We start from the raw sequence: 16,772 nt of genomic DNA on the forward strand, positions 1-16,772 counted from the left end.
GGCATCCCGTCATGGCCCGGCTCGCGATCCTCGCCGGGGCGGTGCTGCTCACCGCCTGCAGCGGCGACGCGGCGCCGCCCCCGGTCGTCCGTGTCGACCGCGGGACGGTCGCCACCACCGTCACCGCCTCGGGGTCGCTGGTGGCGATCACCGAGCAGAACCTGGGGTTCGCCGAGGGCGGGCGGCTCGCCGAGGTGCTGGTCTCGGTCGGTGACCGCGTGCAGACCGGTGACGTGCTGGCGCGCCTGGAGGACTTCGCCCTGGAGCAGGCGCTGGAGCGGGCCCGAGCCCAGCTCGACCAGGCCCGCGCCAACCTCGCCAAGATCGAGAACGGCAACTCCGTCGAGGCCGCGCAGGCCTCGCTCGACCAGGCGCGGGAGATCCTCGGCGCCACCCAGGACCAGGTGGACGCGACGAACGCCGCCAACGACGTGGCCACCGAACGGGCCCGCGTGCAGCTCGACTTCGACCGCGACCAGCTCGACCGCGCACAGGACCGGCTGGCGGCCGACGAGGCGGGGTGCAGCAGCCCGCCGCCCACCACGACGTCGTCGTCGGGGCTGCTGGCCGGCACGGAGCAGACGGCGCCCACGCCCGCGCCCGACCCGGAGTGCGAGGCGATCGCCGCCGACGAGACGGCCGTGCAGCAGGCGCGCGGCGCCGTCATCGCCTCGGAGACGGCGCTGCGAACCGCCGAGCAGCGCGAGCACGTCGACGAGGCGTCGGGCCGGCTCTCGGTCGAGAACGCCCGTAACAGCGTCGTGAGCGCGCAGAACCAGCTCGACCAGGCCGGTTCCGACCGCCCCGCCGACACCGGCGCGCAGGAGGCGGCGGTGCGCGACGCCGAGGCGGGCGTCGCGCTGGCCCAGCGCGACCTCGACGACACCGCGCTGCGCGCCCCCACCGCGGGGGTCGTCTCGCAGATCAACGGCGCGGTGGGCGAGTTCGTCGGGCCCGCGTCCGGGACGACCTCGCTCGCCCCCGGCAGCAGCGCACGCCTACCCGGCGTCACCGACTCGTCGAGCACGGGTGCGGGCGGCGCGACGGCGGGCGGGGCGTTCCTGGTGCTCAACGACGTCGAATCGTTCCAGCTCGTCGTGCCGTTCGAGGAGTCCGATGCGGCCCGCGTGCAGCCCGGGCAGGCCGTCGACGTCACGGTGGACGCGGTACCCGGCCTGACCGTCCCGGCCTCGGTGCTCGCGGTCGCCCCGACCGGCGCCGACGTCTCCGGCATCGTCAACTACTACGCCACGGTCGTCCTGGACCGCGGCGACCCGCAGCTGCGTGACGGCCAGACCGCCGACGCCGCGGTGCGCGTCGAGGCGGTGGAGGACGTGCTGCGCGTGCCGTCGTCGACGGTGCGGACCGACGAGGGGCGCCGCGTCGTCAGCATCCCCGGGGTGGACGGCGGCGAGCCGGTGACGGTCCCGTTCACCCCCGGCGCGGTGGGTGACGAGTTCACGGAGGTGCGCTCGGGCCTGCGGGAGGGCCAGGAGGTGCTGGTGCCGCAGGCCCAGGTGGCCTCGGCCCCCGGCGGCCCGCCCCGGAACTGACCCCACCCGCGAGTCCCCCGTTCCCGTCCGCGAGTCCCCGCGCCGGCGGGTCGTGGCGTCAGACCGACGTCAGGACCCGCGGCCCGGCGTCGGTGACGGCGATCGTGTGCTCGGCGTGGGCCGCGCGGCTGCCGTCGGCGGTGCGCAGGGTCCAGCCGTCGGGGTCGTGGCGGTAGCGGTCGGTGCCGCGGGTCAGCATCGGCTCGATGGCGATGACCAGGCCCGCCCGCAGCCGGGCGCCGCGGCCGGCCTTCCCCTCGTTGGGCACCGACGGCGCCTCGTGCATGGAGCGCCCGACGCCGTGCCCGCCGTGGTCGTCGAGCATCCCGTAGCCCGCGCCGCGGGCGACGGCGGCGATCGCGTGCCCCACGTCGCCCATCCGCGCCCCCGGCACGGCCGCCGCGATCCCGGCCGCGAGGGCGCGCTCGGCGGTGTCGATCATCTCCTGGTCCGCGGCGCTGGGGGTGCCCACGACGGTGCTGAACGCGGCGTCGGCGCACCAGCCGTCCAGGTGCACCGCGAGGTCGACGCTGAGCAGCGCGCCGTCGGCGAGCGGTTCGTCCGACGGGATCCCGTGCACCACCGCGTCGTCGACGCTCACGCACAGCACGGCCGGGTAGGGCCCGGGCGCCCACGACGGGTGGTAGCCGCGGAAGCTGGACACGGCGCCGGCCTCGGCAATGAGGTCCGCGGCCATGGCGTCCAGCTCGCCGGGCCGGACGCCGGGGGCCGCCGCGGCCCGCACCGCGGCGAGCACCCGGGCGACCACCGTGCCCGCGGCGTCCATCGCGTCGATCTCGGAGGGCGTCTTCAGCTCGATCATGAAAGATAACTATACCGGTATTACTATCGGCGTCATGGTGCGCGTCCCCCTCACCCCGGCCGAGCGCGAACGCGGCGAGCAGCTCGGCGCGGTGCTGCGCGCGGCCCGCGCCGACCGCAGCCTGGTCGAGGTCGCCGCGGAGTCCGGCATCTCGCCCGAGACCCTGCGCAAGATCGAGACCGGCCGCATCCCCACCCCGGCGTTCTTCACCGTCGCCGCGCTGGCGCAGACCCTCGGGCTGTCCCTGGACGAACTGGTCACACCGGGCCGGTCCGGGGCGCGACAGTACGGACGTACTGCATAAGGTCGGGGCGTGACGATCGAGCCCGATATCGAGGTCGGCGAGCCCAAGACCGCCGCGGCCGGCTTCCCGGCGGTGGCCGTCAGCCTGGGCATGGCGGTGAAGCAGATGGGGCCGGTGCGCACCGCGCGCAACCTGCTGCGCCTCAACCAGGTCGACGGTTTCGACTGCATGAGCTGCGCCTGGCCCGACCCGGACCCGGAGCACCGCCACACCGCGGAGTTCTGCGAGAACGGGGCCAAGGCCGTCGCCTGGGAGGGCGACACCCGCCGGATCGGCCGCGAGTTCTTCGCCGCGCACTCCCTGGCCGACCTGGAGACGCGCTCGGAGTACTGGATGGGGCAGCAGGGCCGGCTCACCGAGCCGATGGTCCGGCGCGCGGGCGGCACGCACTACGAGCCGATCTCCTGGGACGCCGCGTTCGCCCTGGTCGCGGAGCACCTGAACGCGCTGGGGAGCCCGGACGAGGCGCTGTTCTACACCTCGGGCCGCGCGTCGAACGAGGCCGCGTTCGTCTACCAGCTCTTCGCGCGGGCCTACGGCACCAACAACCTGCCCGACTGCTCCAACATGTGCCACGAGTCCACCTCGGTGGGGCTCGCCGACACCATCGGCATCGGCAAGGGCTCGGTCTCCCTCGACGACATCCACGAGGCCGACCTCATCGTCATCTCCGGGCAGAACCCGGGCACGAACCACCCGCGGATGCTCTCGGCGCTGGAGATCGCGAAGAACGACGGCGCCACGATCGTCGCGATCAACCCGCTGCGCGAGGCCGGGCTGCTGAAGTTCAACAACCCGCAGAAGCCCTCGGGCATGGCCGGGCGCGGCACCGAGCTGGCCGACCAGTACCTGCAGATCCGTTCCGACGGCGACCTCGCGCTATGGCAGGCGCTGGGCCACCTGCTGCTCGCCCGCGGCGTGGCCGACGAGGAGTTCATCGCCGAGCACACCGTCGGCTTCGACGCCTACGCCGAGCACCTGCGCGAGATCGACCGCGACGAGGTCCTCGCCGCCACCGGCCTGCGCTGGGCGCAGATCGAGGAGCTGGCCGACGTCTTCGCGCGGTCGCACAAGATCGTCAACTGCTGGGCCATGGGCATCACCCAGCACCGCAACGCCGTCGCGACGATCAAGGAGTTCGTCAACGTCGCGCTGCTCCAAGGCATGATCGGCAAGCCGGGAGCGGGGCTGTGCCCCGTGCGGGGGCACTCCAACGTGCAGGGCGACCGCACGATGGGCATCTGGGAGCGCTCCCCCGACTCCTTCCTCGACGCGCTGCGCGACGAGTTCGGCTTCGAGCCGCCGCGCGAGCACGGCCTCGACGCCGTCAAGGCCGTCCGGGCGCTGCGCGACGGCGCCGCGCACGTGTTCGTCGGGCTGGGCGGCAACTTCGTCTCGGCGATGTCCGACACCGCCGTCACCGAGGCGGCGCTGCGCGGTGCGCGGCTGACCGTCCAGATCTCGACGAAGCTCAACCGCAGCCACGTCGTGTGCGGGGAGACCGCGCTGATCCTGCCGACACTGGGCCGCACCGAGAAGGACCTCTCCGGCGGGACCGAGCAGCGCGTCACCGTCGAGGACTCGATGTCGGCGGTGCACGCGTCGCGCGGGCGGATGGAGCCGGCGAGCGCGGACCTGCGCTCCGAGGTGGGCATCCTGTGCGGCATCGCCGCCGCCACCCTCGGCGATCGGCACGGCATCCCGTGGCACGCGTTCGCGGAGGACTACGACGAGATCCGGCACCGCATCGCCCGCGTCGTGCCCGGCTGCGACGACTACGCGGAGAAGATCCGGGCCCGCGGCGGATTCACGCTGCCGCACCCGCCGCGCGACAGCCGCACCTTCCCGACGGAGCCCGGCAGGGCCGTGTTCTCGGTGAGCCCGCTCGCCGCCGTGCAGGTGCCGGAGGGGCGCCTGGTGCTGCAGACGATGCGCAGCCACGACCAGTTCAACACCACGATCTACGGCCTCGACGACCGCTACCGCGGCATCCACCACGGCCGCCGCGTGGTGTTCATCGGCGCGGCGGACCTGGCCGAGCTCGGTTTCGCCGACGGCGACGTGGTCGACCTGGTCAGCGAGTGGGAGGACGGCGTCGAGCGGCGGGCCGACGGGTTCCGGCTCGTCGAGTACTCCACGCCGAAGGGCTGCGTCGCCGCCTACTACCCGGAGACGAACCCGCTGATCCCGCTCGCCTCGGTGGCGCTGGAGTCCAACACCCCGACGTCGAAGTGGGTCGTGGTCCGGCTCGTCAGGCCCTGACCGGGGTCGGTCGGGTGGCGCCCCACAGCAGGCCGCCGAGCATGAACACCCCCGGCAGCACCCCGGCGAGCAGCGCCACGACGGCGGCCGACCCCCCGGCGACCGCCGCGACGAGGCCCGCCACACCCAGCAGGGCGAGGACGACGCCGGCCCGGCCCAGCACCGGGGCCCTCCACATCCGGGCCAGCGGAAGCAGGTGCAGGCCGACGACGATCGTCACCCACGGCAGCGGCGGCAGGCCCAGCGCGTTCAGCACCTGCGCCCCCAGGACGATCGCGACCACCTCGCCGAGCACGACGAGCCAGTAGAGGCGGTCGAAGTGCGGCCGCTCGCCGGGACCCGCGCCGCGGCCGCGGAACGTCAGCACCACCAGCGCGACGAACGCGAGCACGCCCGCCCCCTGCAGCACCGGTCCGGCCGGGTTGCCGAGCGCCCCCGCGTTGACCAGCACGTAGACCAGACCGAACGACCCGCCGATGAGCGCCCCGATGTTCATGAGGAGAGCATGACCGGCGCTCCGGGCCGCCGGTACGCACAAATGTCACCGCCGCGGTGCCGCCCCCGTCGCACACCCTCCGGCCCGTCGCAGACCGTCCGACCTCTGCGTCGAGCGAGAACCTGTGCGACGGCGGCCGGCTCAGCCGATCTCCAGCACCACCTTGCCGGCCTCGTGGCCGCGTTCCACCGCTGCCAGGGCGGCGCGGGCGTCGTCGAACCCGACCACCCGGGTGACGTGCGGGTCCAGCCCGCCCGCCGCGACGAGGCGGGCCAGCTCGGCCAGCACCGCGGTGCTGCGGTCGCGCGCCACGTCGGCCCCGCCGAGCTCGGCCACCAGCGGCTTGTCGGCGACCGACCGCAGCCGCGACCGGTCGCCGACCAGCGAGGCGACGGTGCGCAGGGCGGCGCCACCGACCAGGTCGAACACCGCGTCGACGCCCGACGGCGCCGCGGCCCGCACCCGGTCGAGCACCCCGGTCCCGTAGGCGACCGGGACGGTCCCGAACCGCCGCAGCAGGTCGTGCTTGGCCGGGCTCGCGACACCGACCACGCGGAGGCCGCGGGCCGCGGCCAGCTGCACCACGGCCACCCCCACCCCGCCGCCCGCGCCGTTGACCACCAGCGTCGCCCCGGCCGGGAGGTCGAGGCCGGTGAGCGCGTCGTGGGCGGTGCCGGCGGCGACCGGGAGCACGGCCGCGTCGACGGACGACACCCCGACCGGGCGGTGCGCGGCGAACGACGCCGTCACCCGCGCCAGCGGCGCCCAGCCGCCGACCATGCCGGGGCAGCCGCCGAACACCTCGTCCCCGACGGCGAAGCCCGCGGTCCCCGGCCCGAGCGCCACGACGGTGCCGGCCACCTCCCGGCCCAGCACCGCGGGCGGCTCGACGCCGTGGGCGCCCTCGCGCAGCCGCCGGTCGCCGGGGTTCACCCCGGCCGCGAGCACGCGGACCAGCAGCTCCCCCGCCCCCGCGACGGGCTCGGGCACGTCGAGGAACGCCTCGTGCTCCGGCCCGCCGACGGCGGTGAACCCGTAGGCCCTCACAGCGCGGCGCGCAGCCCGGCGAGCCGCGAGACCGCCTCGGTCAGCACCTCGTCGCGCTTGCAGAACGCGAACCGCACCAGCGTGCGGCCCAGCTCCGGGTCGGCGCAGAACACCGACACCGGCACCGCGGCCACCCCGGCCAGCTCCGGCAGCCGCCAGCAGAAATCCGCCCCGTCGGTGACGCCCAGCGGTGCGACGTCGGTGACGACGAAGTAGGTGCCCGCCGACGGGTACACGGTCAGCCCGGCCGCGCGCAGGCCGTCCGACAGGAGGTCGCGCTTGCGCTCCAGACCGGCCGCGAGGTCGGTGTAGAAGGAGTCGGGCAGGGCGAGCGCGGCGGCGATGGCCGGCTGGAACGGCGCGCCGCTGACGTAGGTGAGGAACTGCTTGGCCGCGCGCACCGCCGCCACCAGCTCCGACGGCCCGTGCACCCAGCCGACCTTCCACCCCGTCACCGAGAACGTCTTGCCCGCCGAGGAGATCGTGAGCGTCCGCTCGGCCATCCCGGGCAGCGTCGCCATCGGCACGTGCGCGTGGCCGGAGAAGACCATGTGCTCGTACACCTCGTCGGCCACGACCACCGCGCCGTACTCGGCGGCCAGCGCACCGATGTGCGCGAGCTGCTCCGCGGTGAACACCGCCCCGGTCGGGTTGTGCGGGGTGTTCAGCAGCACCACGCGCGTGCGCGACGAGAACGCCGCCCGCAGCTCGTCGGGGTCGAACCCGAACGACGGCGGCCGCAGCGGCACCGCCTTGAGCACCGCACCGGCGAGCGCGACGGTCGCGGCGTAGGAGTCGTAGTACGGCTGGAAGGTGACGACCTCGTCGCCCGGGTCGCACAGCGCGAGCACCGCCGCCGCGATCGCCTCGGTGGCCCCGGTGGTGACCAGCACGTCGTCCGGGTCGACCGACAGGCCGTGGAACCGGCTCTGGTGCTCGGCCACCGCGGCCCGCAGCGCCGGGATCCCCGGCCCGGGCGGGTACTGGTTGAGCCCGCCGGTGATGTTGGCCGCGGCGTCGGCCAGCAGCGACGGCGGTCCGTCGGTGTCGGGGAAGCCCTGCCCGAGGTTGATCGCCCCCGTCCGCAGGGCCAGCGCCGACATCTCGGCGAAGATCGTCGACGTGAACGGTCGCATCCGCTCGACCAGCATTCCCGCACCGTAACCCGGCCGCCCGGTGTGTGCGGCGTCACACCCGGCGGAGATCGGGAACAACGCGCCGGAGGCCGGTCCTTGACCGCTCAGTGACGACAACCCCCGATCGAGTCGAGCTGAGAACGGCCCCCGATCGGGGCCAGCGGCTGCGGTTGATCGTGATCCTCGGATCGATGATCGCGCTCGGCCCCCTGACCATCGACATGTACCTGCCGGCCCTGCCGACGATCACCACCGACCTGCTGACGACCTCGGCCGCGGTCCAGCTGACGCTGACCGGCACCCTGCTCGGGCTCGCGCTCGGCCAGCTCGTCATCGGCCCGCTGTCGGACGCGCTGGGCCGCAAGCGCCCGCTGATCGCCGGCACCGCGCTGCACGTCGTGTCCTCGCTGCTGTGCGCCGTCGCCCCGAACATCGCGGTGCTCGGCGCGCTGCGGGTGCTGCAGGGCATGGGCGCCGCGGCCGGGGCCGTCATCGCGATGGCCATCGTGCGCGACCTCTACACCGGCCGCCCCGCCGCCACGCTGATCTCCCGGCTGATCCTGGTGATGGGTGCCGCGCCGGTGATCGCCCCGACGCTGGGCGGTGAGCTGCTGCGCTTCACCTCCTGGCGCGGGGTGTTCGTGGCGCTCGCCGCGATCGGCGTCGTCCTGATCCCGGTGGCGCTGGTGGGGCTGCGCGAGACGCTCCCGCCCGAGCGCCGACGCACCGCCGGGGTCCGCGGCACCCTGCGCGACTACGGCGCCCTGTTCGGCGACCGCACGTTCGTCGGGCTGGTGGTGGTGGCCGGGCTCGCGATGTCGGCGCTGCTCGGCTACGTCTCGGGCTCGTCGTTCGTGTTCCAGGACCAGTTCGGGCTCGACCAGCAGCAGTTCGGGCTGGTCTTCGGCTCCGGCGCGATCTTCCTGATCCTCGCCACCCAGCTCAACCCGGTGCTGCTGCGCCGCTTCGAGCCCCGCCAGATCCTGCTCGCCGCCGTCGCGGCGGGCGCGGGCGCCGGCGTCCTGCTCGTGCTGATCGCGGCCACCGGGTTCGCCGGGATCGTGGGCGTCCTCGGCGCGATGTGGCTGGTGCTGTTCTGCACCGGCCTCGCCCTGCCCAACGCGCCCGCCGTCGCGCTGTCGCGCCACGGCGAGACCGCCGGCACGGCGGCCGCACTGCTCGGGGCCGTCCAGTTCGGCATCGGCGCGGTGATCTCGCCGGTCGTCGGGCTGCTGGGCAACGACGCGCTCGCGATGGGCGCGGTCGTCGTGGGCGGGATGGTGCTGGCGCTGGTCGTGCTGGTCACCGTCGTGCGGCCGTGGACCCTGGCGGACGTGGCGTACGAACCGCCAGGAACGGCAGGAACGCCTGCGTGAGCGGGCCGATGGCCAGCGCGTAGAGCACCGTGCCGGCGCCGACGGTGCCGCCGAGCAGCCAGCCCGCCGTCAGCACGGTGACCTCGATGCCCGTCCGCACCAGCCGCAGCGAGCGCCCGGTGCGGGCGGCCAGGCCGGTCATCAGCCCGTCGCGCGGCCCGGGGCCCAGCCGCGCCCCGACGTAGGCCGCCGACGCCACCCCGTTGAGCACGATCCCGGCCGTCATCAGCGCGACGCGGGCGGGCAGCGCGTCGGGTGCGGGGAGCAGGGCCAGCGCGACGTCCACGGTGACGGCGATGACCAGCACGTTCGCCACCGTCCCGACGCCCGGCCGTTGGCGCAGCGGGATCCACAGCAGCAGCACCACGACCCCGGTGACGGCGGTGACGAGCCCGAACCCGAGCGGCGTCCGCTCCGTCAGCCCCTCGTGCAGGACGTCCCACGGGTTGAGCCCGAGCGTGGCGCGGACCTGCATCGCCATCGACGTGCCGTAGAGCGCGAGGCCGCCGACCAGCTGCGCCAGCCGCCGCACCGGGTCGTGCGTGACGGGCAGGGGGCGCAGCTCGATCGCGGTCATGCCCCGATCCTCACCGGCCGCGCCCGCCGCGCCAGATCCACCTCGGCACGGGTGGCCCCGTCCGGGCGACGGGGCGGGCCGCCATGATGTGCGGATCAATCCCGGGTGTGCGGAGGTCGTCGTGCGCAGGTTGCTGGTGCTGGGGCTGCTGGTCCTCGGGGTGGGGCTGCTCGGGGGCGGGGTCGCCGCGGCCGAGCCGCCGCTGCGGGTCGGGCCGGCGGTCACCGACGCCGCGGGCGTCCTCGCCGCGGGCGACGAGGCCCGCATCACCGAGGCGTTCGGCCGGCTGCGCGAGGCCAACGGCACCCAGCTGTTCGTCGTCTACGTCGAGTCCTTCGACGGCGCGGGCGGGCAGGAGTGGGCCGACGAGTCCGCCGCGCTGTCCCAGTTCGGCCGCGACGACGTGCTGCTCGCCGTGGCCGTCGGCGACCGGGCCTACGGCGTGTCGGTCGCCGACGACCTCGGGCTCTCCGACTCCACCGTCGACGGCGCGATCGCCGACGCCGAGGGACGGCTCGCGGCGGGCGACTGGGCCGGGGCGGCGATCGCGCTGTCCGACGGCCTCGGCGGCGGGGGCGGCGACTTCCCCACCGGCACCGTGCTGGTCGGCGGCGTGCTGCTGGTCGGGGGCGGCGCCTGGTACGTGACCTCGCGGCGGCGCCGCACCCGCGCCGCCCGGAACCCGGACGCACAGGCCCCGGCCGGGCCTGCCGCCCCGCGCGACGAGTTCACCGACGTCGCCACCGACGATCTCGCCTACCGCGCCAGCGCCGGCCTGATCGAGGTCGACGAGGCCGTGCGCACCTCGGAGATCGAGCTGTCGGCCGCACGCGGGCACTTCGGCGACCAGGCGGTGGCCGGGTTCGCCGCTGCCGTCGAGGAGTCGCGGGCCGACATGCTGCGCGCGTTCGGCATCCGCCAGCTGCTCGACGACGACGTCCCCGAGGACGAGCCGGCGAAGCGGGCGATGTACGCCGACATCGTCCGCGCCTGCCGCTCCGCCGACGAACGCCTCGACGCCCAGGTCGCCGCGTTCGACGCCCTGCGCGACCTGGAGACCCGGGCCCCGGAGTACGTGTCCGGCCTGGCCGCCCGCCGCGACGCGGTGCTCGCGCGGGTCCCGCGGGCCGAGTCGGCCTGGGCGGCGCTGTCGGCGCGCTACGCCCCGAGCGCGCTGGAGCCGGTGGCCGGGTCGCTGGACCGGGCCCGCGACCTGCTCGACGTCGCCGGCACCGAGATCGTCGCCGCCCGCGCCGCGCTCGACGCCGGCTCCCGCCCGGCCGCGGTCGTGTCCGGCCGGGCCGCGGAGGACGCGCTCACCCAGGCCGAGACCCTGCTCGACGCCGTCCTGCGCCGCGACGCCGAGCTGGTCGAGGCCGCCGCCGCCCTCCCCGCCGCGCGCGCCGAGACCGGGCAGGACCTCGCCGAGGCCCGCGCGCTGGACCCGTCGCTCGCGCCCGCCGTCGCCCGCGCCGAGGCCGCGGTCGAGGCCTCGGCCCAGGTCGAGGCGTCCGACCCGATCGCCGCCCTGCGCCTGCTCGACGAGGCGGGCGCCGCGCTCGACGAGGCCATCGCCGCCGCCCGCGCCGAGCAGGACCGGCGCCGCCGCACCGCCGCGGTGCTGGAGCAGACCGTGCTCACCGCCCGCTCGGCCGTCGCCGCGGCGGCCGACTTCATCGGGACGCGGCGCGGCGCCGTCGGCGCGCAGGCCCGTACCCGGCTCGCCGAGGCCCAGCGCCACCTGCAGGCCGCGACCTCCGGCGGCGACCCCGCGGTCGCGCTGCGGGAGGCGCAGCAGGCCGACGCCCGGGCCCAGGAGGCGTTGCGGCTCGCGCAGTCCGACGTGTCGGGCTGGTCGGCGCCCGCGTCGTCGGGCGGGGGCCTGGGGGTCGACCTGGGCAGCCTGATCCTCGGCGGGATCATCTCCGGGGCCACCCGCGGAGGGGGCGGGGGCTTCGGGGGTGGGGGCGGCGGCCGCTCGCCGGGCAGCTTCGGCGGCTCGTCGTCACGGGGGCGCCGGGGTGGCGGCGGCCGGTTCTGAGCCCGCCGCCGCCCGGCTCAGGCGAAGTCCTCGGGCGAGACCTCGCCAAGCTCTTAGGTATGCAAGCCACAACGGCTTGCCGACCGAGGGAGCAGTCAGTGAAGGTCATCGTTCGTAAGCCCCGGCTGACCAGCCGGCACTCTGAGATCCTGCGGTTCGTCGGGGTGGCCCTGGCCGCCGCTCTGACGGTCGTCGGACTCGGGTTCGTCGGTTCGTACGCCGGTGCGTCCGCAGCGTGCGTCGCGGCGGTTGGAGCGGTCGGGCTCGGTCGTCCGCTCCGAGAGATCAGGGACGACCGAGCCTCCGAGGTTCGGACCGGTGACGACCTCTGGTCGCCCGGTCGCGGGTTCCTCCCGGTCGTGGACACACTCCAGGACGATCGATACGTGGAGATCACCACCGACGACGCCGAGGCGTATGGCGCTGACGAGCTGGTGACGGTTCGTAGGGTCTCGGAGTGACCCGCGCTCTGATCCTGATCCGTGTCAGCCGGACGACCGACACCGGATCCTCGCCGTCGACTCAGCGGGAAGACTGCGAGCGGTACTGCGAGATCCACGGTCTAGAGGTCGTCGGGATCGCTGAGGATCTGGACACCAGCGGGTCTACCAACCCGCTAGAGCGGACCGGGGCCGGACCGTGGCTACACGAGGACCGGCTACCCGAGTGGGACGTGATCGTCGCTTGGAAGCTCCACCGCGTCGGTCGTTCGGCGCGGCACATCTCAGCGCTGATGAACTACCTGATCGACCACGGCAAGTCGTTGGTGTGCGTGAACGACCCGATCGATCTGTCTACCCCGATCGGCAAGATGATCGTGTACATCCTCGCCACGATCGCCGAGATGGACCTAGCGAACATCTCGGCGGGCAACGCTAGGGCGTCCGAGGAAGCGCGTAAGGAAGGCCGGTTCAAGGGCGGTACGTGGCCCGCCGGGTACCTCGCCCGCAGGGTCGAGGACGGGTATCGGTTGTTCCCGGACGAGGACGGTCTAGCGCCGGTGATGCGGTCGATCGTCCGGAGAGTGCTCGCGGGCGATCGGTTCACGTCGATCATCGCGGACCTGAACGAACGCGGTGTGCCGACCCCGACCGACAGGCAGAAGATCCTGTCGGGCCGGGAACCGGTGGGTACTCGGTGGTCAATGGCGCCGTTCACGGCGATGCTGACGAGTCCGACGCTCGTCGGGTTCGCGGTGCACCGAGGTAGCGGGAGGCACGGCGGCCCGCCGTCGATCGTGTACGACACGGACGACCTCCCGATCCAGCGTGCCGAACCGCTGATCAGCGAGGCTGACTTCCGATCGCTACAGCACACGATCTCCGAGCGGAAAAGAGGATCGACCGGAACCAAGCGTTCGGAGACGAACGCGCTGCTGGTCCGGGTCATCTTCTGCGGCGTGTGCAAGCGGCCGATGTACCGGTTCAAGCAACCCACAGCGATCCGGTACCGGTGCCCTTCTCCGAACAAGGGCGACGCCTGCGGCAACGGATCGGTGATCGCAGCCGAGTTCGATGCGCTCGTGGCTCGGACGATGCTGTTGTTCAGCGAGTTCGAGTACATGGAGCAGAGGTACCGCCCCGGGTCCAACGCGGGGGCGGAGATGGCAGAACTGTCGGCGAAGATCGAACGGGTCACCGAAGCGTTGTTGACCGTGATGCCGGGCGTCCCGTCCGCTGCGAGTCTGGCCGACCGGCTCAACGAACTAGAGGCGCGGCGCGCTGAACTCGCGGCGCTGCCCCGAGAGGAAGCGGGGTACGAACTAGTGCCCACCGGTCGGACGTTCGGCGAGGAATGGGAGAACCTGACCGACGCCGGTCGCAACGATCTGCTCCGCAGGTTCGAGGTGCGGCTAGAGGTCTGGAAAGACCCGAAGTCGAGGACCGCAGGAACCGTCCGATTGGAGCTGGGGCAGACGGTCGAGTTCCTGCGGTCGATCGATCCTCGGTTCGGTCGAGACGATTTCGTAGCGATGGCCGAAACTCTCGGCTCGCGTATCCCAGACGGCGCCTCTATCGAGGTCGTCCACCCGGAGTAGCTACGGCTCGTCGTGCCCCGGTCCGTGCTCAGCGGACCGGGGCTCTCGCGTGTCTACGGCTGGTTTCGGCGATGTTCGGCGACGGCGTTCCGCCATGTGTCATCGGACTGATCTGGCAGTGCGGCACGTCGCGCCTTCTCGGTGAGAGCGCCCCCCTTCCGGCCGTGCGAGCGCTCGAACAGCTCGCGTCGCTGCGCCTGCCATAGGTGGTGCTTGACGGTCGCGGGTGTCTTCCCGACCGCCCGCGCTAGGGCGTCGTGTGGCCGGTCGTGCTCAGCGTTGACAAGGACCAGGTACGCCGCAGCGAGCATCGCTAGGTACCGGTCGGTCAGCCCGTCCGAGGCTGCCTTGCGGAGCAGCCGCGTAGTCGGGTCTGAGTCCGTCCCGAACCTCTCCGCAGCGCTCAGCGTGCCGCGCCCGCGTAGTTGCCTGTAGGCGTCGGGGAACGAGACGTCCCGCAGGACCGTGGAGCTGAGCCCGTTGGGGGGTGGATCGGCTGGGTCGGTGGGTCTGATTTCCAGCGTGACGGGGCCACGGCCAGGCACCGGCACGTCCGTGTCCCACCGCATGACGGCGGTCCACCCGCCCGGTAGCTCTTGCTCGACGGTTGCGCCGTCTGGCGTAGTCATGCCCCCAGACTACCCGACCGACCAGCGTGTTTGACAACAGGTTGCGCCCTCTGCCAACCTGTTGCCGTACTGGTTGGGCCGCTGCCTCGGCCAGGACACCAGGAACGGACCGCACGGCGGGCCGGTGGAGACAACTCAATGTGGGCACTGAGCCCTGGGTCCCGGCTAATACGGGGCCGTTCATCCATCATCGAGAAAGGCAATCCGCAAGTGAAGAAGCACGCTCCCCGCAAGCGTTCGTTGCTCGTCGACTCCCCGATGTGGCTGACAGCCGGCCTCACGGACATGCCTCACGGATTCCGTGCGTTGCTCGTGTACGTCTCGGTCCGAGTACAAGAACACGACCGGATCTATCGGCCGGTCGCGGATCTGTTGTCCAGTGGGTGCCACCGGCTCGATTCGGTGGACACGGTCGAAGACCACACGATGATGGGCTACGAAGCGAATGAGCTGATCTACTCGATCTGGCCGGAATGCCCCGGCCCGCTCGTACCTCACGGGTGCGTTTCAGATCGCGTACGGGTTCAGACCCGATAAGACCCCCGCGGGTCGCAGAAGCGACCCGACAGAGAAAGAGAATCAGATGGAAATCGAGAAAGAAGACCGGGTGCCGTTGTGGCACCTTGCCCGGAACACCGGGATGCCGAAACGTGAGCTGCTGCCGCTGCTCGCCGAGATCGGGATGACCGTCGAGGCAGACCTGACCACCGGCGACGTCTATGCGTCGCGCTCCGAGTTCGGTGACCTGCTTCGGTCGGTCGCCGAGGGGGCCGTGTGAGCACGGCACTACTCACGCCCTACATCGAGGAAGCACACCAACGGCTCGGTGAGAGGGCTACACCGGACGTGCTCGCCGTAGCCGAGGCGTTGGAGCGGTACGCGGCCGCTGACGGGCGACTCCCCGACGGGCGGGCCGTGGTCGAGGAGACCGGGCTCCCTTCCGAGGAGTTCAAGGCCGCGCTCTCCGTGCTCGGCGCGGCAGGGCTGTTCGTGGCCCGTGGAGAGAGCCGGGACGGCACGGCTCGGATAGTCGTCCCTGGCGTCCGGGTGCTCCGCTCCCCGGATCGGGAGGTGGACTACCGCTGCTCGGTGATGGATCACCCCGGGCTCTCGGTGGGCGCCCGGTACACCGGCGTAGCGATCGTGCGGCACTGCTTCCGCAAGTTGGAGCTGTTCGCTGGCATGGACACGGTGGCTGAGTGGATCGGGCTCAGCCCTGAGTCCCGCAAGCAGGCGGGGAAGTACGTCGAGGAGCTTGCCAAGGCCGGGTTCCTGGACCCGATCGGCAAGGCGGGCCGGTCCATCAAGTATCGGCTGACGATCCCGGAACGGGTGGATCCACCCCACTAGGGGGATCCTCGCTAACGGGTCGATCCGCCCTGTCCCTAGTGGGGCGGATCCGCCCTATGAGTGGGTCAATCCACCCCACTATGTAATAGAGCTAAGTAATAGCTGAGGTAGATAGAGGGAGCCCCGGAAGGGCTCCCTTCGAGGCCGGCCCTTGGGGGCCGTCCTGACCACTCTCACCTCACCGGGATAAACCGAGAGTCCTACGGGTCAATCCACCCCACTAGGGGTGCGGACCCTATCGAAAGGAAACCATGACCACCGCATCCGCCCGAACGATCGTCTGCGTCGTCTGCGATCAGGCGTTCACCTACCCCTACACCGGCGGCCGTGACCGCCGGACGTGCGATCAGCCCGAGTGCAAGACCGCACGGAAGACGACAAACAAGCGCTCGGAGCGCGACCGACAAAGACCGAGGAACGGGCCGGACGGATCGGAGTACGTGCCGGCCGACTACCCGCACAACATCCCGGGACGCCCGGGACTCGATGACGGCGAGTGGGCCGATGTCATCGAGCGGAACCGCTGGTACCGGGAGCGACACAGGCTCCGGGCACAACCCGAGGGGGTGACCGTAGATCAGCGCTCGATCCCGCTCAGCGGCGCCGACGGCTCGGTCCGTGAGCTGCTGAGCAGCGGCCACGGCTATGTCATGGACGACCACCGGGACCGTGACGAGGATCCGCTACGGCTGATCCCAACACAGTACCGAGGCGCGGTGAAGCACTGGTTCAAGCTGCACGGTGAACCGCTCGCCGGGCTTGCCGGGAGCCGGCCCCGGCCGGGCGATCCGGTCATGCACATAGTGGGCCGGCCGGACACCGGCCCCAGCTCGCCACCTCTGAGGATCACACGGCGGTTCTGCGCTCGGAACGCGCTCGTTCCGCTCGAAAGGTTCTCGCTCACGCTCTAAGTGTCGCTTTTTCCCTTATCTTTGAAGGGAGAGCGGCGCCCGCCTCTCACCGCTAACCCCTTCCTGACGCAGCCCCGTACCCCTTGGCGGAGGTACGGGGCTGTTGCCGTTCCTGGACCCTGCCAGGGTGATAGTTCCTTACTCGGTTTGCCGCTCGGTGGGGTCGCCCACCGAGTAGCAAGGAAAATCCCGAATGGCAGAAACGCAGACCATCGGTCGCGTGGGAGTC

The 16,772-nt window shown here is 72.7% G+C and carries 17 protein-coding genes; 11 read left to right on the forward strand and 6 right to left on the reverse strand.

The genetic code is table 11. The features are described from left to right. Positions 1-11 precede the first annotated feature (11 nt). Positions 12-1,553 carry an HlyD family secretion protein gene (locus tag PHY01_RS20415; protein ID WP_141280793.1) on the forward strand — a complete coding sequence of 514 codons (1,542 nt, stop codon included), beginning with the start codon at positions 12-14 and terminating at the stop codon, positions 1,551-1,553. Positions 1,554-1,611: 58 nt separating this feature from the next. Here PHY01_RS20415 and map read toward each other — a convergent pair whose 3' ends face one another. After that, positions 1,612-2,376: a type I methionyl aminopeptidase gene (map, locus tag PHY01_RS20420; RefSeq protein WP_141280795.1), complete on the reverse strand. Its 765-nt coding sequence runs from the start codon at positions 2,374-2,376 to the stop codon at positions 1,612-1,614. A 34-nt stretch (positions 2,377-2,410) separates the two neighbouring features. Between map and PHY01_RS20425 the strand changes: the two genes are divergently transcribed. Both PHY01_RS20425 and PHY01_RS20430 read left to right on the forward strand, forming a co-directional pair. Beyond that, on the forward strand, positions 2,411-2,680 hold the full coding sequence (locus PHY01_RS20425) for a helix-turn-helix domain-containing protein (protein WP_141280797.1): 270 nt from the start codon (positions 2,411-2,413) through the stop codon (positions 2,678-2,680). A gap of 9 nt (positions 2,681-2,689) precedes the next feature. Then, positions 2,690-4,942: an FdhF/YdeP family oxidoreductase gene (locus tag PHY01_RS20430; RefSeq protein WP_246086031.1), complete on the forward strand. Its 2,253-nt coding sequence runs from the start codon at positions 2,690-2,692 to the stop codon at positions 4,940-4,942. On the opposite strand, the gene PHY01_RS20435 is transcribed toward PHY01_RS20430, so the two are convergent. The 3 genes from PHY01_RS20435 to PHY01_RS20445 form a co-directional block, all read right to left on the reverse strand. Next, on the reverse strand, positions 4,932-5,438 hold the full coding sequence (locus PHY01_RS20435; protein ID WP_141280799.1) for a hypothetical protein: 507 nt from the start codon (positions 5,436-5,438) through the stop codon (positions 4,932-4,934). The genes PHY01_RS20430 and PHY01_RS20435 overlap by 11 nt on opposite strands. Positions 5,439-5,579: 141 nt before the next feature. Next, positions 5,580-6,485: an NADP-dependent oxidoreductase gene (locus PHY01_RS20440; protein ID WP_141280801.1), complete on the reverse strand. Its 906-nt coding sequence runs from the start codon at positions 6,483-6,485 to the stop codon at positions 5,580-5,582. After that, complete coding sequence (locus PHY01_RS20445) at positions 6,482-7,636, reverse strand: pyridoxal phosphate-dependent aminotransferase (protein ID WP_141280803.1); 1,155 nt, start codon at positions 7,634-7,636, stop codon at positions 6,482-6,484. Before PHY01_RS20445 ends, PHY01_RS20440 begins: the two co-directional genes overlap by 4 nt. A 92-nt stretch (positions 7,637-7,728) precedes the next feature. Between PHY01_RS20445 and PHY01_RS20450 the strand changes: the two genes are divergently transcribed. Beyond that, the gene (locus PHY01_RS20450) at positions 7,729-8,997 is read left to right on the forward strand and encodes a multidrug effflux MFS transporter (protein ID WP_281283682.1); all 1,269 of its coding nucleotides are present in this window, start codon (positions 7,729-7,731) and stop codon (positions 8,995-8,997) included. Here the strand turns inward: PHY01_RS20450 and yczE are convergent. Next, entirely contained in the window at positions 8,924-9,574 is a 651-nt protein-coding gene (gene yczE / locus PHY01_RS20455; protein ID WP_141280807.1) for a membrane protein YczE, read from the reverse strand. The two genes, PHY01_RS20450 and yczE, sit on opposite strands and share 74 nt — an antisense overlap. 121 nt (positions 9,575-9,695) lie before the next feature. Between yczE and PHY01_RS20460 the strand changes: the two genes are divergently transcribed. The 3 genes from PHY01_RS20460 (at position 9,696) to PHY01_RS20470 (ending at position 13,653) form a co-directional block, all read left to right on the forward strand. Then, positions 9,696-11,615, forward strand: coding sequence for a TPM domain-containing protein (locus PHY01_RS20460; RefSeq protein WP_141280809.1), 1,920 nt, complete (start codon positions 9,696-9,698; stop codon positions 11,613-11,615). Positions 11,616-11,713: 98 nt separating this feature from the next. Continuing rightward, a complete protein-coding gene (locus PHY01_RS20465) occupies positions 11,714-12,076 on the forward strand; it encodes a hypothetical protein (protein WP_141280811.1) in 363 nt (120 codons plus the stop codon). Beyond that, entirely contained in the window at positions 12,073-13,653 is a 1,581-nt protein-coding gene (locus PHY01_RS20470; RefSeq protein ID WP_141280813.1) for a recombinase family protein, read from the forward strand. The genes PHY01_RS20465 and PHY01_RS20470 overlap by 4 nt, the downstream gene beginning before the upstream one ends. 53 nt (positions 13,654-13,706) lie before the next feature. On the opposite strand, the gene PHY01_RS20475 is transcribed toward PHY01_RS20470, so the two are convergent. Next, positions 13,707-14,282: a hypothetical protein gene (locus PHY01_RS20475; RefSeq protein WP_141280815.1), complete on the reverse strand. Its 576-nt coding sequence runs from the start codon at positions 14,280-14,282 to the stop codon at positions 13,707-13,709. Between the two features lie 258 nt (positions 14,283-14,540). On the opposite strand from PHY01_RS20475, the gene PHY01_RS28280 reads away from it, so the two are divergent. From PHY01_RS28280 to PHY01_RS20490, 4 genes are all read left to right on the forward strand, one after another. Continuing rightward, positions 14,541-14,819, forward strand: a complete 279-nt coding sequence (locus PHY01_RS28280) for a hypothetical protein (protein WP_507763225.1) — start codon at positions 14,541-14,543, stop codon at positions 14,817-14,819. 46 nt (positions 14,820-14,865) lie between these two features. Continuing rightward, complete coding sequence (locus PHY01_RS20480) at positions 14,866-15,060, forward strand: hypothetical protein (protein ID WP_141280817.1); 195 nt, start codon at positions 14,866-14,868, stop codon at positions 15,058-15,060. Further along, positions 15,057-15,632: a hypothetical protein gene (locus PHY01_RS20485; protein ID WP_141280819.1), complete on the forward strand. Its 576-nt coding sequence runs from the start codon at positions 15,057-15,059 to the stop codon at positions 15,630-15,632. The genes PHY01_RS20480 and PHY01_RS20485 overlap by 4 nt, the downstream gene beginning before the upstream one ends. A 251-nt stretch (positions 15,633-15,883) precedes the next feature. Then, the gene (locus PHY01_RS20490; RefSeq protein WP_141280821.1) at positions 15,884-16,543 is read left to right on the forward strand and encodes a hypothetical protein; all 660 of its coding nucleotides are present in this window, start codon (positions 15,884-15,886) and stop codon (positions 16,541-16,543) included. The last annotated feature ends 229 nt before the right edge of the window (positions 16,544-16,772 follow it).

Origin of the sequence: Pseudonocardia hydrocarbonoxydans (genome assembly GCF_006539565.1) — a bacterium.
Taxonomy (GTDB): domain Bacteria; phylum Actinomycetota; class Actinomycetes; order Mycobacteriales; family Pseudonocardiaceae; genus Pseudonocardia; species Pseudonocardia hydrocarbonoxydans.